This is a genomic window from Patescibacteria group bacterium (assembly GCA_026397045.1).
In the GTDB taxonomy this organism is placed as follows: Bacteria; Patescibacteriota; Saccharimonadia; order CAILAD01; family BJGX01; genus JAPLVO01.
In genome coordinates this window covers 26,211-46,804 of sequence record JAPLVO010000008.1, presented here as the reverse complement: position 1 = coordinate 46,804, position 20,594 = coordinate 26,211, and the positions used below count along the sequence as shown (strand labels likewise).

17 protein-coding genes are annotated in these 20,594 nt (G+C 42.1%); 10 read left to right on the top strand and 7 right to left on the bottom strand.

What is annotated here, in order from left to right:
• Position 1 precedes the first annotated feature (1 nt).
• Together NT111_00995 and NT111_00990 are read left to right on the top strand one after the other, a co-directional pair.
• The gene (locus tag NT111_00995; GenBank protein MCX6804581.1) at positions 2-1,354 is read left to right on the top strand and encodes a glycine--tRNA ligase; all 1,353 of its coding nucleotides are present in this window, start codon (positions 2-4) and stop codon (positions 1,352-1,354) included.
• A complete protein-coding gene (locus NT111_00990) occupies positions 1,347-1,868 on the top strand; it encodes a hypothetical protein (protein MCX6804580.1) in 522 nt (173 codons plus the stop codon). Before NT111_00995 ends, NT111_00990 begins: the two co-directional genes overlap by 8 nt.
• Here NT111_00990 and NT111_00985 read toward each other — a convergent pair.
• A complete protein-coding gene (locus NT111_00985; protein ID MCX6804579.1) occupies positions 1,858-2,355 on the bottom strand; it encodes a VIT1/CCC1 transporter family protein in 498 nt (165 codons plus the stop codon). The genes NT111_00990 and NT111_00985 overlap by 11 nt on opposite strands.
• A gap of 173 nt (positions 2,356-2,528) precedes the next feature.
• On the opposite strand from NT111_00985, the gene NT111_00980 reads away from it, so the two are divergent.
• From NT111_00980 to NT111_00945, 8 genes are all read left to right on the top strand, one after another.
• Positions 2,529-2,879 (top strand): MraZ N-terminal domain containing protein, encoded by a 351-nt coding sequence (locus NT111_00980; protein MCX6804578.1) that lies wholly within the window; start codon positions 2,529-2,531, stop codon positions 2,877-2,879.
• A gap of 290 nt (positions 2,880-3,169) precedes the next feature.
• Positions 3,170-4,066, top strand: coding sequence for a 16S rRNA (cytosine(1402)-N(4))-methyltransferase RsmH (gene rsmH / locus NT111_00975; GenBank protein MCX6804577.1), 897 nt, complete (start codon positions 3,170-3,172; stop codon positions 4,064-4,066).
• Positions 4,067-4,217: 151 nt separating this feature from the next.
• Positions 4,218-4,544: a hypothetical protein gene (locus NT111_00970; protein ID MCX6804576.1), complete on the top strand. Its 327-nt coding sequence runs from the start codon at positions 4,218-4,220 to the stop codon at positions 4,542-4,544.
• A 4-nt stretch (positions 4,545-4,548) separates the two neighbouring features.
• The gene (locus NT111_00965) at positions 4,549-6,309 is read left to right on the top strand and encodes a penicillin-binding protein 2 (GenBank protein MCX6804575.1); all 1,761 of its coding nucleotides are present in this window, start codon (positions 4,549-4,551) and stop codon (positions 6,307-6,309) included.
• Between the two features lie 32 nt (positions 6,310-6,341).
• Complete coding sequence (gene mraY / locus NT111_00960) at positions 6,342-7,367, top strand: phospho-N-acetylmuramoyl-pentapeptide-transferase (GenBank protein MCX6804574.1); 1,026 nt, start codon at positions 6,342-6,344, stop codon at positions 7,365-7,367.
• Positions 7,368-7,378: 11 nt separating this feature from the next.
• A complete protein-coding gene (gene ftsW, locus NT111_00955) occupies positions 7,379-8,614 on the top strand; it encodes a putative lipid II flippase FtsW (protein MCX6804573.1) in 1,236 nt (411 codons plus the stop codon).
• A complete protein-coding gene (locus NT111_00950) occupies positions 8,523-9,677 on the top strand; it encodes a UDP-N-acetylglucosamine--N-acetylmuramyl-(pentapeptide) pyrophosphoryl-undecaprenol N-acetylglucosamine transferase (protein MCX6804572.1) in 1,155 nt (384 codons plus the stop codon). Before ftsW ends, NT111_00950 begins: the two co-directional genes overlap by 92 nt.
• A gap of 32 nt (positions 9,678-9,709) precedes the next feature.
• Positions 9,710-10,501 (top strand): cell division protein FtsQ/DivIB, encoded by a 792-nt coding sequence (locus NT111_00945; GenBank protein MCX6804571.1) that lies wholly within the window; start codon positions 9,710-9,712, stop codon positions 10,499-10,501.
• Positions 10,502-10,811: 310 nt separating this feature from the next.
• On the opposite strand, the gene NT111_00940 is transcribed toward NT111_00945, so the two are convergent.
• From NT111_00940 to der, 6 genes are all read right to left on the bottom strand, one after another.
• Positions 10,812-13,484, bottom strand: coding sequence for a type IV secretion system DNA-binding domain-containing protein (locus NT111_00940; protein MCX6804570.1), 2,673 nt, complete (start codon positions 13,482-13,484; stop codon positions 10,812-10,814).
• Between the two features lie 52 nt (positions 13,485-13,536).
• Positions 13,537-14,553 carry a hypothetical protein gene (locus NT111_00935; protein MCX6804569.1) on the bottom strand — a complete coding sequence of 339 codons (1,017 nt, stop codon included), beginning with the start codon at positions 14,551-14,553 and terminating at the stop codon, positions 13,537-13,539.
• An 85-nt stretch (positions 14,554-14,638) separates the two neighbouring features.
• Complete coding sequence (topA, locus tag NT111_00930; GenBank protein MCX6804568.1) at positions 14,639-16,915, bottom strand: type I DNA topoisomerase; 2,277 nt, start codon at positions 16,913-16,915, stop codon at positions 14,639-14,641.
• Between the two features lie 538 nt (positions 16,916-17,453).
• A complete protein-coding gene (gene dprA, locus NT111_00925) occupies positions 17,454-18,305 on the bottom strand; it encodes a DNA-processing protein DprA (protein ID MCX6804567.1) in 852 nt (283 codons plus the stop codon).
• Positions 18,306-18,701: 396 nt separating this feature from the next.
• On the bottom strand, positions 18,702-19,256 hold the full coding sequence (gene pth / locus NT111_00920; protein MCX6804566.1) for an aminoacyl-tRNA hydrolase: 555 nt from the start codon (positions 19,254-19,256) through the stop codon (positions 18,702-18,704).
• Between the two features lie 15 nt (positions 19,257-19,271).
• A complete protein-coding gene (gene der, locus NT111_00915) occupies positions 19,272-20,594 on the bottom strand; it encodes a ribosome biogenesis GTPase Der (GenBank protein ID MCX6804565.1) in 1,323 nt (440 codons plus the stop codon).

The window sequence follows — 20,594 nt, the reverse complement described above, 5'->3', positions numbered from 1 at the left end:
AATGAGCAATCCAAAAATATCCATGGAAGAGTTAGTTAGCTACGCCAAGCGGCGCGGTTTTGTGTTTCAGGCCAGTGAAATATACGGTGGCGTTAGCGGTATGTACGACTTTGGCCCATACGGCGTTGAGCTAAAAAATAATCTCAAGAAGCTGTGGTGGAAAGAAATGGTCTATACGAACGAGAATATCACCGGTCTAGATAGTGCAATTATTCAAAGCCCAAAGGTCTGGGAGGCGAGTGGCCATGTTGAGCGTTTTAGCGACCCAATGATAGACTGTAAGGCTTGCAAGAAACGCTATAGGGCCGACAAGCTAGCAGACATTGATAGCGTTGATGTAGATGAGCTCAATTCTAAGCTAATTGATATTGTATGCCCAAACTGTAAAGAACACGACTGGACAGATATAAGACATTTTAATCTTTTAATGAAGACTTTTCTGGGTCCAATTGAAGATTCTAGCGCGACAGCTTATTTAAGAGGCGAAACCTGCCAGGGAATTTACACAAACTTTAATAATGTACGCGAAACAACTCGAGCCAAATTACCATTTGGCGTGGCCCAAATAGGTAAGGCCTTTCGTAACGAAATAACTCCAGGCGACTTCTTGTTTAGACAGCGCGAATTTGAGCAGGCCGAAATGCAAATGTTCGTTGAGCCCGATAATGCTAAAGAAGTTTTTGAAAGCTGGAAAGAGCGCCGTATGCAGTGGCACCAAAGCTTCTTGCGAAAAGATAATTTACGCTTTAGAGAGCATGGCGAGAACGAGCGAGCCCACTACGCCAAAGACGCCTGGGACATCGAGTATAATTTTCCATTTGGCTTCAAGGAAATGGAAGGAATCCATAATCGTGGAGACTGGGATCTAAGTAGACACTCAAAATACAGTGGTCAGAAGCTAGAATATTTTAATGAAGAGTCAAAAGAGCACACCTTGCCTTGGGTGGTAGAGACATCAGTTGGTGTAGATAGGCTGTTTTTGGCAGCACTTGTAGATGCCTACACCGAAGAAGAAGTTAATGACGAGAAGCGAGTGGTGATGAAATTTGACCCCAGAATCGCACCTGTTAAAGTTGCTATTTTGCCGCTAAGCAAAAAACCCGAACTAAGCGATGTTGCTCATGAGATATTTAGATCGATTGCAGGTGAATACAATGTGGAGTACGACGAAACCCAATCTATCGGCAAGCGCTACAGGCGCCAAGACGAAATTGGCACTCCATACTGCGTGACAGTAGACTTTGAGAGCTTAGAAGACAAAGCCGTCACCGTACGAGATCGCGACACTATGGCACAAGAACGAATTAAGATTGAAGAACTCAAGCGTTACCTTACAGGTAGGCTACATGTCTGAAACAGCTCCAAAGCCAGGTATTGATATCGGCGGTCTGCTGGGACCAGATGAAAAGTTCCACCCAATAAAATATGATTTAGAATCTGAACTAACAGAAATAGACTCAAATAAAGATTATCGAATCTTTGCGATTAAATATTTAGACAAAACCGAAGAACAAGCTGACGGTGCTTTATTCGAGATTAATCCCAATGCCGCATGTCCAGTTATGAATATCACCAAAGAAGGTTATACCGCGAAACGACAGGTAGTTGAAGGTAGCGGCACGCTACTCGCAATACTGCCGAGCGGTGAAATTCAAGTTACTGAGGTTGATATGAAAAGCGGTGAAGTCAGTGAAGGTGCTGGATGGGTTGATTGCTGGATAGCGGGACCAAATGGTTTAAAGATTTTAGATATTAGTTCGCCAGCTTTTCAGCAAGATTTTGAAGATTCTGTTCCAATTGACGATCCTTCACTTCCAATAGAGTATTGGCAGAAATACCACGAACTAACTGCCATTACTAGACCTTAAATATCAAGCCAACTGCAACACCGATTCCAGCTGCAACACCGCCGATTATTAGCACTTCTAGCGCTGATCGCAACGGGCTCTTGTGGCTAATTTTACCTTTGTAAATACCAAGCAAAAACAGCCCCGTTAAGGCTAGGCCGATGCTTACGGGTATTGCCTGAAGTTTAGGCAATAGTAAGTAGGGAGCGAGGGGAATAATGCCAGCTACTATGTAGCCAACAAATATAATTAGGCCGCTAATTAGAGGGCTAGCAGGGTTTTTGGTATTCTCGACATCTTCTTCAGTCTCCTCGCTTACAAACTCACTGGCGGCCATAGAAGTAGATTCTACCGCAATTATAACTAGCGCCGCAGAAATAATTGCTGCCTTACTGGTTGAGCTAATGGCGATACCTGCTAGTGCACCAGTAGTGGACACCAGGCTGTCTTCTATACCAAAAAAACCACTGTGCAAATAATCTGCAGAAATCTTTTTACGATGTCTCATGTAATTTATTATAGCAAACATTAGTAGTGGGTAATTCGCTTTTTGTTCGCTCTATAAGATTGCAAAAATCTTATTGGAAACTATAAAAAAACTCCCTTAAAGCTATTGCAGTGGGTAAGATTGTGGAGTACAATAGTCCTAGTGGGTAAAAGTGGGTAACAAAAGAAAAGACAATGGATTACTTCGAAAGAAAACTAGACGACAAAAATAGGCTCACAATTCCTCGAGAATTACAGAGCGAGTTAGGAAACGAAGTAGTGGTTACCCAAGGCTTCGGCCAATATCTGCACCTTTACTCTAAAGAGGTATGGGACAACGAAATGGAAAATGCGCTATCAGGTGATATTCTAGATGAATCAATCGCTGATTTGAACGTTAAATTCCGCATCGGTAAATCAACCTCAAAACTCGACTCCAAGCAGGGGAGAGTAACCTTAGAAGCCCATCAAATGGCTTTACTTACAAATGCTCGCACAGTTGCCATGGTCCGTGCCGGCAAGTACTGGCGAATAGTAGCTAAGTAAAACCTTTCGATGGACTTATAATAGCCAGATCCTTAAAAAAACAAAAATAAAAACACAAAGTCGACTATTTGGCAGTCAGTAAGCGTTTCTGGAGGGTGACGCTTAAATAAAGACCCTAGCATCTTATGTTAATACAAACTCCACCTCACAAACTATCTCACACACTCAATAAGGACTTATTAAATAAGTCCTTACCACATAGCAGTTCAGAGGCTAACCGCCCTGAGCTACTTTACCAAAAAAACAAAAACAAAAATCAACAGCTGGCTGCTAAATAGGTGACCTTGACAATGAAATTACACATACCAGTATTACTACAGCAAACTATCGATCTTCTGGGCTTAGAAAGCGGGCAGACCGTGCTAGACTGCACAGCAGGCTATGGAGGACATGCTGAAGCAATACTTTCCAAGATTGGCCCTAGCGGACATCTCATCCTCGTGGATAGAGATACAGACGCCTTAAGCTATCTTAGAAAGAAATTTGCGAGCCATACAAACATCGATTTCCTGCACAGCAACTTCGCAGAGCTTAATTGGGATAATATCCCCCAGCCTGACAGAATCCTATTGGACCTTGGTGTCTCATCACCGCAGCTAGACACCCCCACAAGGGGATTTAGCTTTAGTAAGGACGCCAGGCTAGACATGAGGATGGATACCACCCAGGCAAAAGACGCCCTAGAGATAGTCAACGGATATGACGAATCCGACATAGCTAGCATCATATACAAATATGGTGAAGAATCCCGTTCGAGACAAATTGCCAAAGCAATCGTCTTGGCAAGGTCAGTGTCGGCCATTGCCAGCACCACTGAGCTAGCTAGTATAGTTTCCAGCGCCCTACCCGGTAAGACCAAGGTCCACCCAGCGACCAAGACTTTCCAGGCCATAAGAATTGAAGTTAATGCCGAGCTTTATAGTCTTGAGCGGGTTTTACCAATGGCAAGCAGGTGCCTTAAGTCCAAGGGGATAATGGCGATAATTAGCTTTCACAGCCTTGAAGATCGAATAGTTAAGCAGTACTTTAAAAGAATAACAAATTCTGAAAAAGATTATGTAACTGGTATGGAAATAGGCACACCAAACTTTAGACTGGTGAATAAAAAACCAGTAAAAGGTTCTAAAAATGATAACAACCCACGAGCAAGGAGCGCTATGCTCCGAGCCGTTGAAAAGATAAATTAAACAAAAACAAAAAAAGGAGTCAAAAATATGAGTATCGTAGTAAAAGATCAATCTCCACGTTCCCGCAAGCTCAAAGTCCGTGTAGTTAAGTAATTTCTTACTTAATTTAAGCAAAAACAAAAACAAAAACAAAAATAAATCAGGAGTTTAAATGTCAACAAGAGCGATGTCACTAAGAAAGAATCAGAACTTTGTCAAAAATAAAATTAAGGTACAATCAGGGCCAGTCAGTACATCTCTAATGCTGATAGGCTTGGTAATTTTGCTTGGCTTGATGTATCTTAATCAAGTGACTAAAACATCAACATTTAACTATAAAATATCTAACTTAGAGAGTCGGCAGACTGAGCTCCAATCGACAAGAGAGAATCTTTCCATCGATGCCGCCAGATTGCAAACTATATCTGAAGCTAAAAAGGCTTCTGAAACAGCCAAGCTTTCGGCCGTCAAGACGGTTTCATATACCACTGCCCGATAACTATATGCCAAATAGCAGCAGCCCAGCCAATGATTTTAATAAGCGCATTGTATTTATATCTGTAACGATGTGTATTTTCGTGTTTGTTGTGATTTTTAAGCTAGTTTATGTACAAGTTTATATGCATAATTCCTACATACAAAAAGCGAATGCTCAGCAATCTAGAAAATTTGTAATTAATGCCAAGAGAGGCCAGATTTATGTTCAGGATGGTAATAACGAACTCTATCCAATCGCATTAAACCAGCAGCGGTATCTATTGGCCGCAGACCCAAAGTATATTAAGGACCCTAACGAAAGTGTTGATAAACTATCTGGATACCTTGGGAGCACGGATCGCGAAGCGCTACGCTCTAAATTATCTGATAAAGATCAGCGCTATGTTGTTATTAATAAAAAGCTATCATCTAATGAAGCCGAAGAAGTAAAAAAAATGAATATAGCTGGGGTTATATTAATCCCTCAAGATGGCCGAAACTACCCAGAAGGTGAGCTATTTTCGCACATTACCGGCTATGTAAATGATGACGAATCTGGGCAATATGGTATTGAGGAGTATATGAACCAGACAATTGCTGGCGTAGATGGAGTCAACAGGGCCGTAACTGATGCTCAAGGCGTGCCGATAACTTCCAATGAGAACACGCTCATCAAGCCTAAAGACGGCAGCGACCTTGTCCTCACAATCGACAGGAATATACAGGCTATGGCCGCCCAAGCACTCGAGACGGCAGTCAAAAATAATAAAGCCGAAAATGGCAGCATAATAGTTATGGACCCGAAAACTGGAGCAATAAAAGCAATGGTTAACTATCCTTATTATGACCCAAATAATTATCAGGCTGTTCCGCAAGATGAGTATAGCAAGTTCTTAAATCGTTCTATAACCAATTTATTTGAGCCTGGGTCTGGCTTTAAGGTTATAACAATGTCGGCTGGTATCGAAACAGGCAAGGTAAAACCAGATACTAAATACGAGGACACTGGAGAATCTAAGATTGATGATAGGGTAGTCAAGAACGCTGACAATAAGAAGTATGGCACATCAAGCATGGTTGATGTCATTCAGAAGTCCTTAAATACTGGGGTAGTATTTGTATTAAAACAGCTCGGGACTGATCCGAATAAGATCACTTACAAGTCCAAGGAGGTATTTTACGACTATATCAAAAAGTTTGGCTTTGGTGAGCGCACAGGCATTGAGCTGGCCGGTGAATCAAAAGGTTTTATAAAAGATCCAGATAGCCCAGATGTAGATTACGCTAATATGAGCTTTGGTCAGGGGCTTTCGAGCACTAGCTTACAGCTTATCAACTCTGTGGCAGTAGTGGCTAATGGGGGTACACTCTATAAGCCCTACTTAGTGGACAAAGAAATCACTCAATCTGGCGAAATCAAACAAAAAAAGCCAGAAGTTATAAGAGATAATGTAATATCCGCTCAGACGGCTGCAACGGTAGCTAGCATGATGGAGCAAGTGGTGCTTAAGGGGTCTGGTTGGCCGGCCAGGATGAAGGGCTATAATATCGCAGGCAAAACTGGAACCGCACAGGTTCCTAAGGCTGATGGCCAGGGCTATGAGGAGTCAAAGAACATTGGAAGTTTCGTTGGCTTTGGGCCCGTTGAGGATCCTAAGTTTGTTATGCTAGTAAGAGTTGATTACCCCAAGGTTGATGGATTCGCAGAAAAGACTGCAGTTCCAGCCTTTGCGGAAGTCGCCAAGCAGCTCTTTATTTATTATCAGGTGCCTCCGAATGGGAATTAAGGCCAGATTTTGGTAGAATTAAGTATACAAACATGACAGACCAACTATTAACCCAAAACTTTCTTATACTTTTGGTTCAAGCCTCACTGGGTTTTGGCGTAGCAATTGCCCTGACTCCTGTATATACATACTTTGCGTTCAAGCTAAAACTCTGGAAGCAAATTAGAGACACGGCTACTACTGGCGAGAAAGCCACTGTGTTTGCCCGGCTCCATGCTGCCAAACACAAAAGAAACATACCCACTATGGCTGGTATTGTGACAGTTATTGCGATATCTGCAGTTACTTTACTCACGAATTGGTCGCGTAATCAAACATATCTTTTAGTATTTGGCCTCATATCGGCCGGGTCAATCGGCTTGATTGATGATATTATCAACATCAGAGGTTCTGGTAAAGGAGTCGCTGGTCTTAGATCAACAATAAAGTTCTTGCTAATAATGGTCATAGCAGTTATTGGTGCACTTTACTTCTATTATAGGCTCAAATATAGCCTGATCCATATCCCAGCAGTCGGGGATTTCGAAATTGGAATTCTTTATATTCCGCTCTTTGTTTTGGTAATTGTATCCACATCTAATGCTGTGAATATAACCGATGGCCTAGATGGTCTGTCGGGTGGCCTCTTAGCTGCATCCTTTGGGGCCTTTGGAATCATCGCCTTAGCCCAAGGTAATATCGGGATAGCTGGGTTCTGCCTAGCTACAGTAGGGGCTGTGCTGGCCTATACTTGGTTTAATATATTCCCGGCTAGGTTTTTCATGGGGGATATAGGCTCATTTGCCCTTGGAACGGCTCTTGGAGTGGTAGCAATGCTGACGAATTCTGTTTTTGTCCTTCCTATTATTGGCTTTGTCTTTGTTATGGAGGCAGGCTCGAGCCTGGTGCAGATTATTTCCAAGAAGCTATTTAAGCGAAAAATATTTATTTCGGCACCGCTGCATCATCACCTAGAGGCAATTGGCTGGCCAGAGACAAAAGTCACAATGAGGCTGTGGATAATAGGCGCTGTATGCGCCGGCTTAGGGCTGATGATTGGCTTAGTCGGTAAGGGCTAAGATACTAAAGAATGCTACCAAAAAATAAAACAAAAAAAACTATATTTTATAAGCACCGACCAGATTATTTACTCACCATATTAGTAGGTATATTAGTCGGCGTTGGTCTTATTTTGATTTTCTCTACTGGGTGGATTGCTATATTGAAGCAAACTGCAGGCGAGAGTGATAATAATTCTTTTTTCTTTAAGCAACTGGCTGGGCTAGTAGTGGGATTATTCGCCTGGATCATAGCGGCTAAAACCGACTACCATTTTTGGCAGAAATATGCCACGCCGATATTTTGGGGAGCTTTCGCACTGATGTTCTTAGTTCTTATTCCGGGGGTTGCAGTTAGTAGCGGTGGTGCCACTAGATGGGTCAAAATAGGCTTTATCAACTTCCAGCCAGTAGAATTCTTGAAGGTCGGCTCGGTGATATTTATGGCAACCTGGCTAAGCAAAAATAAAGACAAACTAAAGAGCCCCTTCGAAAGCCTGGTGCCATTTATGTTCTTAATACTACTTGTCGCAGCCAGTGCAATTCTTTTACAAAAAGACATGGGCAGTGCAATGGTTATAATTTTGACAATGCTATCTATGTATTTGGTGTCCGGTGTTCCTATATGGAATTTCAGTGCTGCCGCATTAAGCCTAGTCGGTGGTGCTGGGGTACTTATCTTAATCGCTCCATATAGGTTAGCTAGGTTGGCAACATTTCTTAACTCCAGCGATGATACAGCAGGTTCTGGCTATCACATTAACCAGGCCTTGATCGCCCTAGGCAGTGGCGGTTTTTTGGGCCGAGGCCTTGGTAAAAGCCTTCAGGCATACGGCTACCTTCCAGAGGCCACCAATGACTCTATTTTTGCCATCATCGGCGAAGAGTTTGGCTTGATTGGCACTAGTAGTATAATAGTAGTCTTCACTGCTCTTGTCTGGAGAGGTGTGAAAATAGCTAAGTCGGCGCCAGATAACTTTGGTAGGTTATTGGCCATAGGTATAAGCTGCTGGATCGGTTTTCAGTCGATAATTAATATATCTGCTATGCTTAATATTATACCGTTGACTGGCATACCATTGCCCTTTGTAAGCTATGGCGGAACCAGCCTAGTAGCTTTATTGGGAGGAATTGGTATCTTGCAGAATATTTCTAAATATACATATAAGGAGGTCTATGATGAAGATACTAGTAGTAGGGGGCGGAACCGCAGGTCACATATCGCCAGTTCTAGCCGTAATCGCATCGATTCGCAAGCTAAGTCCTGATTCTGATATTTTGTTCGTATGTTCCGGCAAGGATTATGAGCTCAGGCTTCTAAAAGAGGCAAATATTAGCTACAAAGTAATACCTAGTGGCAAGTATCGCCGTTATGGCAGGGGAGGAGCAAGGGAGATTGCTGATCTTAAGACCCAGCTGCATAACATAAAGGATATTAGTAGGGTGATAAAGGCTTATTCACTTAGCCGAAAAATCATAAAGCAATTTAAGCCTGATGTAGTATTTATAAAAGGTGGTTATGTTGGCTTGCCAGTCGGCTTAGCGGCAGGCAGGGCAAAAGTGCCATATGTAATACACGAATCAGATTCTATTATGGGTAAAACAAATCGGATACTATCTAAACACGCCAAAGCTGTTGGAGTTAGCTTCCCAACCACCTTGTACCCTGATATCGCTAGTAGTAAGCTGTTTTTCACCGGTAACCCGGTAAGGCCAGAGTTTACTCGACTCGGGCCGGGTCGCACGAGAGAGAGTAGCGGACAAAAACCGAACATACTAGTTTTCGCAGGCTCCCAGGGAGCGGCAGAGATCAACGAAAACATTTTTAATAATTTAGAACTTTTTACTAAGAATTTTAATATTATGCATATTGCTGGAGAGCAGGGAGAAGAGAAGGCTAGATACATGAGACACAGACTTCCAGCAGAACTAAAAAAATCCTACCAGCCAGAAGGGTTTTTATCAAAAGATATGCCTGCAGCATATCGTTGGGCAGATGTAGTCGTCTCGAGGGCCGGGATGAATTCACTTGCGGAGTTATCGGCGATGTCCAAGCCAGCAATTATAATCCCTCTGCCAACATCTACTAACGATCATCAATTAAAAAATGCCCAGTATTTGTCAAAACATGGGGCAGTGAGGCTACTACAGCAAAAGGATATGGAAGGCTTGGGCCTTATTAACGAGATCTCTAGGCTGATTGGTGATAAAAAATCATTAGCTTATATTTCTGATACAATTCATAAATTTTTCATACCCAATTCAGCCGAGGATTTGGCAAACATAATTGTAAACACTGGCAAACATAGTTCACCTGGAGCAAAAGCTTGAAGCGTCGAGATGTAAAAAGGGCTTATGAATTTATGCCTCTAAAAAGTAATGATCCAGATGGCTCAGCCAAGCCCAAAGAAGCAATGAGGCTATCTGATATACTGCGAAGACTATGGCATTATTCTCCCTATATTATTGCTTTAACATTGGTTACCTATGCAGTTTTTTTCTCTAATCTATTTCTGATAAGTAGGGTAGATGTACAAGGACCGAACACATCTTTATCACAGGGGCTAAAAGAAGAGACAGACAAGTATTTGTCATCTAGACTACTGGGAAGAAATTGGCTTTTTATGAATGGAGGAGAGTTAAAGACTAGCTTGCAGAAAACTTTCACGGGCCAAGAATCCATCATAGTGCAGAAATCTTTTCCTAACAGGCTTAGCATAAAGACAGATGAACAAAAACCTTCGTTGGTCTGGAAAACTGGTAGTAAGAGTTATGTAGTGTCGGTCAATGGTAGCGTGATGAGTGAGCTTCAGGCGGGTCAGCTTGGCGAACTACCCCTTGTAAATGATAATAGTAACATTCCTACCAAAACTGGAGACAGAGTTGTCGGCAGGGATTTTGTCGACTTTACCAATAAGGTCTTCGAATTTATTAAGTCGAGTAATCTCGGGCCAAGTCTGATGTCCGTATCAGATACCACTGTAGAACTCAGAGTCCAAACTACCTCTGGGTACGAAATCAGATTTAACTCTCTGGCATCACCAGAATCGCAAATTAGATCGCTTAGCTCTACACTAGATTTACTTGCCGCAGAGAATAAAAAACCATCTGAATATATTGATTTAAGGGTTGATGGCCGGGCCTTCTACAAGTAATAGTAACTATTCAACGCTCTCCTATGTTCGGTTTTTGTTTATTGCTAAATACTAGCTATATTAACTATACATCATGAATGCTCAGTCTCACGGCACCCGGCCCCTATTAGTGGAAACAGGGGAATGGTGGATAATAAATATCTAATTATCAAATGGATATAATATCAGGATATAAAAAATATTCGTTAAATTACTGTAAATATATTGCGCATGTCGCAAAAGATATATTGTGCGACACAATAAAATATCCTAATTAAGGTGTCTCAGTACTGCTCTTTATACCTTTTGCGTAGGCAAAAGAGCCTACTTTCTAATATGACTTATTACTCTTATACTTGTTGCTATTGTTGTATCTTTTGCGATTAGTATTAGGCTTGCTTTTAATCAGCTCACTATATTTTTTGGGCTCTACGCCGCTTATTTCTGGCCTTATCTGAGCAGGCTTAGCAGAAGCTGTGTTAGCGACGGGATTAGCACTATTGCCTCCAGTCAACTGTGGTTTGCCATTAGATTCATTTCCCTTGGGACTTTCCGGGGATACCCAGTTTGCGATTAGAGCCTCTACATCTGCCCTCTTCAAAGAGTAATTCTCTCGCGAGTTTTCTATAATTGCTTGGGTATGATCATATTGTGGAGTTGGCATATTTAGGCTCTTGGCACTAAACGCATTAGAGGTTTGTCCGCCAATGCTCATAGATACATATATATCTCGCTTATCAAGGTTTACAAGGTCTTTAGGCTCAAATACCGGCTCAAAGTACTTTGATAGGTAGTCGGCGTCATCAGCACCAACACGGAAGGTTACCATTGAGCCAACATTGCCAAACACCGCGTCCCTAACTTCATCAGGCATCTGCGAGATGTACTGATTAGCTACTGTCAATCTTAGGCCATACTTTCGGGCTTCGGATAATATGACGGCAAAAGACTCGGTCGCAAAATTCTGAAACTCATCTACATATAGGTAGAATGGCCTTCGATCAGCAACATTTTTTATATCAGATCTACTCATGGCATCGAGTTGGATTTTGGTAATAATTAGTGAACCTAATATTGCGGCGTTGTCCTCACCAATTAAGCCCCTACTTAAATTGACAATAATTATCTTGCCATTATCCATAGCTTCTCTGAATGAAAATGAGCTCTTAGGCTGGCCGATAATATTTCTAACGATCGGCACAGCAGTGAAGGCCCCAACTTTGTTGAGGACTGGCTGAACAGCTTCTGAGGCAAATTTATCGTTCCAGCTAGCGAACTCTGTAACCCAGAAGGCTTTCACGATAGGATCAGATATGTTATCCACAATCGTTTTGCGGTAGTTTTTGTCGGTTAACATTCGGGTAATGCCTAGCATTGTTGTGTCGGGTGTCTCTAGTAATGCCAATAGAGTAAACCTCAAAATATGCTCTAGTCTAGGACCCCAGCTATCTCCGAACATCTTTTTTAGTACACCAACTATTTCGGAGGCTATATTATTTCGCCGATTTTCATCCGTGTACTCCATGGGGTTAAATGCTACGGGGAAGTTGGAATCATCTGGGTTGATGTAGATAACATCTTTGATTCGATTCTCAGGTATAAACTTCATAATGTCTTGTGCAAAATCCCCATGTGGGTCCACTACCGCGAAGCCTTCATTTTGATATATATCACTCAGAGTCAGCAAGTTAAGCATAAATGATTTTCCGACTCCACTCTTTCCAATAATATAGAGGTGCCTCTCGCGGTCTATTCTTTTAATTCCGAATTTTATATTCCCCTGCCTAAAAGTAGTGCTGCCAAACAGGCTTAGGTCTTCGGCTTTAGTGTTATTTAGGGTTGGTAGTCCCGCGGGCGGCTCCCCTACTTTGGTCGAGGTGTAGGCTATATTGGGGGTCTCCACGCTGGTGTGGGGCAAATGAAATATACTAGCCGCCTCTTCGATATTTAGTATGTAGCCATCGTCTTCGAATTTTCTCGATTGGTAGTCTTCTAGCCCATCCGTCCCCTCAACCATTTGGGTTCCACCAAAACCATTCAAATTGACTGTATTGAATTGCTTAAAGCCACCAACCAGAGCCTGCAAGCGTTGCTTTGCAGCCGCTGGATTTTGGCCAATATAGCATACTCGTATCTTAACCCCATAGCCTAGCTTCTCTGCTTTTGCTTCAACGGCCGCCAAAAGTGTGGTCTGCCCTGGAGATAATTCTTTTTTATCACCACCTTTACTCTTTGCCGATGAATTTTCACGGTATGTTTCAGGCGTAAAAGCAGCGGAGACCAAGCTGCTGATTAGTTTTCCGGGAGCCTTCAAGGACTTGTTGCGTAAATCGTCCGATAGTCCTAACTTCTTTCCATTCTTGACTTCATCTACATAGGCTAAAGATGCCTTATGCCAGCTGTCATCGACTGGTTCCAGTAGCATTTGAATCCAAATTTCTTCGCTATCACCAAGACTCGACAGTACAGTAGTTAGCCCTGCTAAAGGGTCAACCTCGAATGTTGCGAATGTTTTTATAGGGAAGATTTGATTTTTAACCAGTACAACCTCTGTCGTAAAGGCGGTTCGACCCAATAAGTCCTTTTTACTATAATCTTTATCCATTTCGGTTATCTGGACTAATGGGTATTGAGCATATATTTGACTCTCTACATAGTCCTTTAGGTGCCTAGGACACCATACATAAAAATATATGAGGTGATCGTGGCTAACTATCTCGAAGCTAATGTGCTCTTGAATGGCTGAATCTTCTTTGATTGGTTTTAATATTCCATGCAGACTCGCAAACAGCTGCTCGGCAGATAATTCACTCTTTTCGTTGTCTTTGGGCACTATGATTTGTAATAATGTATGGTCGATTCGATCGATGTAGGCGATTTTTTTATTATTAGAGTAAATTTGATAGGCCAACCAGCCGGCAATAAAAACCCAGCCCCAAAACTGGAAAAGGATAATTCCTATGGTTTGGGCTAGAGTTGTAATTATGTTGATTATTATTTCCATATTTTTTGACTAAAGAGGCCTGTGATACGCTTGCCTTTAATATTTTGCTTTTTTAGCTACTAGTAAGAGTATAGACGCCCTTTTTTACTCTCTTAAATTGTGGCTTTTCTTGAAGATTTAGGACTATAGTAGTCGTCTTTACTTGACGCCTTGCAAGAACTCGCTTTACAATTTCATCTTTATTGAGAGGTCCAGCCTCTTCTTTAAGGATCTCCTCTATGATATCAGCAACAGTGCCCGATCGGTAGCCCCATTCTGCTAATGCATAGATGCCACGACCTATCAACACAAATCTTTTGTCTTTAATAAGTTCATTGTGTACAGCCTGGGTAGTCACCTTTTTAGGGTTAGCAGCTAAATAAGAAATTTTTTCAGCAATATCGGAGAAATGCATCGGGCGCCCCACCTTTTTTAGTACAAGGTATATTTTGTCTCGAATACTTTTTGGGTTTACCTCTGGCCAGCTAGTTAGGCCCCAGCTACCATCCAGCTCGGCTAGATAGTTCGAAGCTTTAGCTAGCTCAGCCAGGCTATCTTCGCTGTGTGGACCATCTATCAGCTTGTAAATACTGGCAAACTTGGCTGGCTTACCATTTTGCCTGATTACTTCTACGAGGGCATCATGGGCATCTTTAATCTTTTCTTGAGTGAATACCGAAGAATCACCTACGATGCGCAGGTGGTGGTCGTTACGGTCAATAAACAGCATCGAAGGGTTGGTCCTGATAAGAAATATAGCTTGAGGCTCTCTTGTGTGGTCAAGCCCAAGTTCGGTATTTACACTCATCAGGCTTACAAGCCCACCTTTTTGCGATAATATCTCCATGATAGACCTGGAAAAATCATAATCATGGTTATTTAGCTCCCTAATCTTAATAAGGGCCGCCTTTTCTATCTGACGAACCCTTTCTCGAGTAATATTAAGATCTCGGCCAATCTGTTCGAGCGTCTGAGCCTCGACATTAATACCCCCACGCCTCCGAAGGACTTCCTTATCACGGTCTTTTTTAAGGCTACCTAGAGCATCGTCTACGAGGGTATTAAGCTGTTGAGAAGTATATTTAGTCATAAAGTTTATTCTAATTCACAAAATAGCCGTTCTAGGCCACTTCACATGAATATTATTATATCATTTATACTAGTTACGGTCAACTTTATTTTTTAGATTTCGTCTTTTTAGCACTCAGAAGAAGTTGGCAATCCTTCAGCTTGAGTGTTTTGGGCTCAGTACCCTTAGGAATCTTGGCATTAGATTTACCATTAGTAATATATGGCCCGTATCGCCCATTAAGTACCTGGATCGATTCTTCTGGGAAATCTAATATGATGCGCTCATCAAGCATTTTCTGGTATTCAGCTACTAGCTCTAGTGCTTTTTTCTCGGTAACGGTAAAAGGGTCCTCGCCTTTTAGCGAAACATTTAGAGCTCCAGCCTTCAAATAGGGTCCAAAACGGCCGGTAGTGGCAACTATTTGGGTGCCATCTTGTAATTCGCCAACAGTCCTCGGGAGCTCGAACATCTTCAGTGCCTCTTCTAGAGTTACATCAGCAATCTTACGACCTTCTGGCATTGGTGCGAATTTAGGCTTTTCCTCGTCCTCTACCTCGCCGATCTGAATCATGGCACCAAACCTTCCCAGCCTGGCGATAATGGGTTTTTTACTCTTTGGGTCCACGCCTAGCACTCTATTTTGGCTAGCTTCCTTTCTAGAAATATCTTCCGAGGAAGTGATAAGTTCATGGAATGGCTTATAAAACTCACCTAACATTTTCTGCCACTTTTCCTTGCCTTCTGCGATCAAGTCAAACTGCTTTTCGACTTTAGCAGTAAATTGTGGATCTAGGATCTCTGTGAAATACTTAACCAAAAAATCGGTGACAACAGTACCGGTATCTGTCGGTACAAGTCGAGTCCGATCAGTGTCATATTTTTCTTCTTGGGTATTTTTTGTGAGCTCGCCAGCTGCGAGTTTAAATACTTCAATATTTCTTGTCTTGCCGTCATCATTTGATTTTTGTACATAGCCTCGGGCCTGTATAGTGGAAATTGTCGGAGCGTATGTGCTTGGACGCCCAATCCCCTCCGATTCGAGCTTTTTAACCAAGGAGGCTTCAGAATACCTGGCTGGTGGTCGGGAATAAGTTTGGTTAGCTAATATTTCAGTTGGAGTAACAATGTCATTAGCAGTTAGCTTAGGCAAAATATTTGGGTCGGCTTGGCTGGGCGATAGGTAAGCTGAAAGAAAACCCGGAAAGACCACTACCTCACCTTTAGCCAAAAACACTTCTTTTATAGAGTCAATTGCGATAGTTACTCGAGTTTTCTCGATTTGGGCATCAGCCATTTGTGATGAAATTGCTCTCGACCATATCAAATTATAGAGCTTTATTTGTTTGGGCTCAGCCCCCGCACTAGAGAGGGTAAAATCTGTCGGCCTTATGGCTTCATGAGCTTCTTGTGCACTAGAGCTCTTGGTTTTATATATCCTTTTGTTATAAAATTTGTCCCCATATTCGGATCGAATTTGCTTCTCAGCTTGATCAAGAGCTGTCTTAGAAAGGTTGACTGAGTCGGTACGCATGTAGCTAATATGTCCAGCCTCGTATAGCTTTTGGGCTAGTACCATGGTTTGCTTAACAGAATACCCTAGCCGGCTAGAGGCAGCTTGCTGCAAAGTAGAGGTTGTAAAAGGTGGTGCTGGGCTCTTCTTCGAAGGCCTTTTCGTAACATCTGATACTTTATATGATTTGCCTATTAGCTCTTGTAGAAATTTTTCAGTCTTCTTAGAATCAGGCAGCCTAGTCGATAGCTCAGCTTTCAGTGAATTGCCATCTGGCAAGGTAAAAACTCCCGTAACCTTGTAATCATATTTCAAATCAAACTTTTCAATTTCTCTTTCTTTATCTACTATTATTCGGACAGCCACCGATTGGACTCTACCAGCACTCAAGCCAGTTTGAATCTTTTTCCACAGCACTGGGCTGAGCTCATAGCCTACCAGCCTGTCTAGTATCCTTCGGGCTTGCTGAGCATCCACAATATTAAGGTCGACATTTCTAGGGTGCTTAATAGATTCCTCGATAGCCGGCTTTGTAATCTCGTGGAAGGTGATTCGCTTGGTCTTAGCAGGATCCAGCTTCAACACACTGCATAAATGCCAGCTTATAGCCTCCCCTTCTCGGTCTTCGTCAGTTGCTAGCCACACTTCCTTGCCTTTTGCAGCCTTTTTAAGGGCACTTACGATCTTCGTTTTGTCAGCCGTCACAGCATAGTCAGGCTTGAATTTGTTTTCAATATCAATTCCTATACCACTCTTCGGGAGGTCTCGAATATGACCCATACTGCTAAGTACTTCAAAATCACCACCCAGATATTTTTCTATGGTTTTCGCCTTTGCAGGAGATTCGACTATTACTAAATTCTTTGGCATGCTATTTGTTCTTTCTTAATAATGCTAATGTTTTATTCGATTTTTTGCAAATGCGTACAGAGAAAGAACTATATATTATATTTCTTTGTGGTGTCAAATTTACCCGCCGTTCCGGGCGAACTGAAACATAGTATCGTGTAAATTTAATTGTTTAAAAAATTTAGGGGTTGGCTACATCAGTAACCAACCCCGACCCATGGAAATAAATTTAGTGATGGAGCGAATGCTCCAACTATTAAAACCCCGTCATACGCTGGCGACAAAAAACCATATGCCCACGCTTTTGCCATAATTTAACTGGAGTTCCAGTCGAATCATTTGCCAAGGCGCCGTTGGGTTTGTAATACACTCTAAATAGCTGCAGACCGATCATAGACAGACAGTTTGAAGCCGAGGAGGCAACTGCACCTGTCCTTAACCCAAGCCGGGCTGATAGTCTCCAAAGGGAAGAAGAAGTAAAGAGCCCTAGCAGTATTTAGGTTTCCATGGGATTGCACCACTATAATACTATAAGTATAGAAGTATTGCAAAGGATTTACTAGGTAAGTATCCAGCTTCCAGCCCCTAGGTTTCGTATCTTTCCAGTTATTTCCATCAGGCTAATAATCGAGGCAATATTAATAGCATCTATCTCGGTTAGCTCAATCAATTGCTCGGTGGTTAAGGATCTGTCTGCTAATTGCTCCATTATACGAGCCTCCTCTCTGCTATCTGCACGAGGCTTGGCTGTGACCATCGATGGTAGTTGTAAGCCCAATATAGCCAGTACATCTGCAATATTGGTTATTAATTGCGCACCATTCTTTATCAGGTTATTTGGGCCAGCTGACCGTGGGCTAGATATATTGCCGGGTACAGCCATCACAGTCCTGTTGGCCTGAAGGGCAAAATTAGCAGTTATTAGGCTGCCAGATTTAGCATCTGCCTCTGTCACTATGGTGGCCAATGAAAGGCCAGCTATAATTCTGTTGCGGGCCGGGAAATTTTGCTTGTAGGCCTGCGTGCCTAATGGGTATTCACTAATTACCGCTCCAGCACCACTAGCAATTTCTTTATAAATTCCATGGTTACTTATCGGGTAGGGCTTATCAAGGCCAGATCCAAGCACGGCGATAGTTTTTCCGCCAGCCTCAATCGCAGCTTTATGTACAATGGCATCGACCCCTAAGGCCATTCCGCTAACCACACAAAATCCAGCTTTGGCTAACTGGCTACTAAGCTGATAGGAAATCTGGCGCCCATAGTCGGTTGGTTTTCGAGTGCCAACGATAGCTATCATAGGTAAATCTGGGATTTCGCCAATTGCGTATAATGACTTAGGTGGGCTAGCTATGCCCCGCAAGAGAATTGGATAGGCATTGTCTTTATTGTATATATGTTGTATATTCATATTCTTGCTCCAATCTGTAGCTTCCAAAAACTATTAAGCGTAAGGAGTTAAAAGTATTGACAACATACTGCTTATGTGATAGTATACTAATCGTTCTTAAGTAAGAACATATTTCTCCAGTATTTCAAGGGAGTAATCTGCTCCGCGAGGCCAAATCTAGAAATCACCCTCCTTTTAGATCTCGCGAGCAGATTACTCCCTTTAACGCCACGGCCTACTTATATACTACGCGGTCGCCAAAATCCCGTTTCGGGGGCCTTAAAGGGAATAATAAACAGATCAGTTCGAGTTTATACGGCTGGTCTGTTTTTTATTCTTCAAATTTTGTATTTGTTTTACTCAGCTTATCAAGTCCAAAAATTAATTGCTAGCATGTAGCGGAATAAACTTTAAGTATTATTTTATAGTGCTATGCTCTGGACTTTTTTCTAGTGATTCTAGTACTATCTCGGCTACCCTTTTAATAAATACCTCAAGGTTTTCTAGCTCTTCTTGATTAAATTTTTGTAGAACGAATTTTTCAGTTGAAATTTTTTCTGCTGATTCGTTTCTAATCCCCGCCCTGAAGCGCGTAAAATCTTCCCCTACTTTGCCGATAATATCTCTTAGGCCATTGTGCCCTCCGCTACTCCCGCCAACCCTTATTCGGGTGGTACCAAAGTCCAGCGCTAAATCATCAGACACAACCCAGATGTCCTTGGTTTGTATTTTATAAAAAGTAGCTATCTTAGCTACACTATCCCCGCTTAAGTTTACGAAGGTTTGGGGCTTGGCTAGTATCACGGTCTCGCCGCCGATAATAGTGGCATACATCTCGGCTTTGAGTTTCTTATCGAATTTAGTAGAAACTTTAATGGTTTTGCAGATTTCGTCGAGCACCATAAAGCCTAAATTATGTCGAGTATTTATATATTCTTGTCCTGGGTTGCCAATGCCAATGATAAGTTTCATAGTCTATATTATAGCTTATTTATCTTTGTACTTACTCTTGAACAGTATTTTAATGGGTATCCCAGTAAGTTCAAAGTTTTTGCGAATCTGGTTTTCCAGATATCTCTGGTAGCTAAAGTGAATAAGTTCAGGGTGCGTCCCAAAAATACTCAGCTCCAGTGGGTTGGTAGCTGTCTGAGTTATATAATTTAATTTGGCGTGGTAGCCCTTAGTGGTCACCGGAGGTTGTCTGTTGACGGCATTTCGTAGTACTTCATTGAGCTTGGTAGTAGGTAGTGTTGTCTCTAATCTATTGTTTACGGTAACTATTATTTCCTTAAGTTTCTCTAGGTTCTGAAAATCAACAGAAGAAGTAAAAATAAGCGGTGCCCACCAGACATACTGGAGCTGGCCGCTTATCTTGCTAGCCAGATACTGCATCAGATTATCATCTTTGTCTTCAATGGCATCCCACTTCGTAACTACTACTATCAACGCCTTCTGAGAATCTTTTATCAGGCCTATAATATGCTCATCCTGGTTAGTAAGCATCTCTTTAGCATCAACTAGGACCAGGCAGATATCAGCTTTTTCTATAGCCGATTTGCTTCTAGTGGTAGAAAAAAATTCAATCCCAGCCGCTATTTTACCTCTTCGCCTAAGGCCAGCTGTGTCGTAGAATTCTAAAGTGGTGTCTTTGTATTTGAGCCTGGCTGAATTAACATCTCGGGTCGTACCAGCAATATCACTCACCAGTGCTAGATCTTCTTTGGCCATGGCATTTAGTAGCGCACTCTTACCTACATTGGGGCGCCCCAGAATCGCAACCTTAATACTTTCCTGCTTTTTTATGGCTTTTTTACGGGGTATTTTTAATACGATTTCATCTAGCAGGTCATTAATCCCCTGGCCGTTTTGAGCTGAGGCCTGCATGATGTTCTCAAAACCGAGTTTTCTAAAATAGTTTTGATTATCCAGGAACTCCTTTTTGTCTGACTTATTTATGAGCAAGATAGTATGAAGTCGGCTCTTCATGACCATCTTTGCAAGTCTAAGGTCGTTATTGTTTAGTTCGCTGGTGCCATCGGCCACAAATATCACCAAGTCGCTGCTGTTAACAGCACTCTCTATAAGTGATATCGCAAGTTTGTTTAGCTCATCGCTGGTCTTAGCAAAGCCTGCACTATCAACCAGCTCGAATTGAACAGAATCATGCCTAACAACCCCGCGATTTTGGTCGCGGGTTGTATGGGCTATGTTAGATGTAATCGCTTGGTTGGTATGGGTTAAACGATTAAACAAAACACTTTTGCCGACATTAGGTTGCCCTACAATTATTACTCTTGATAATGATTTCAT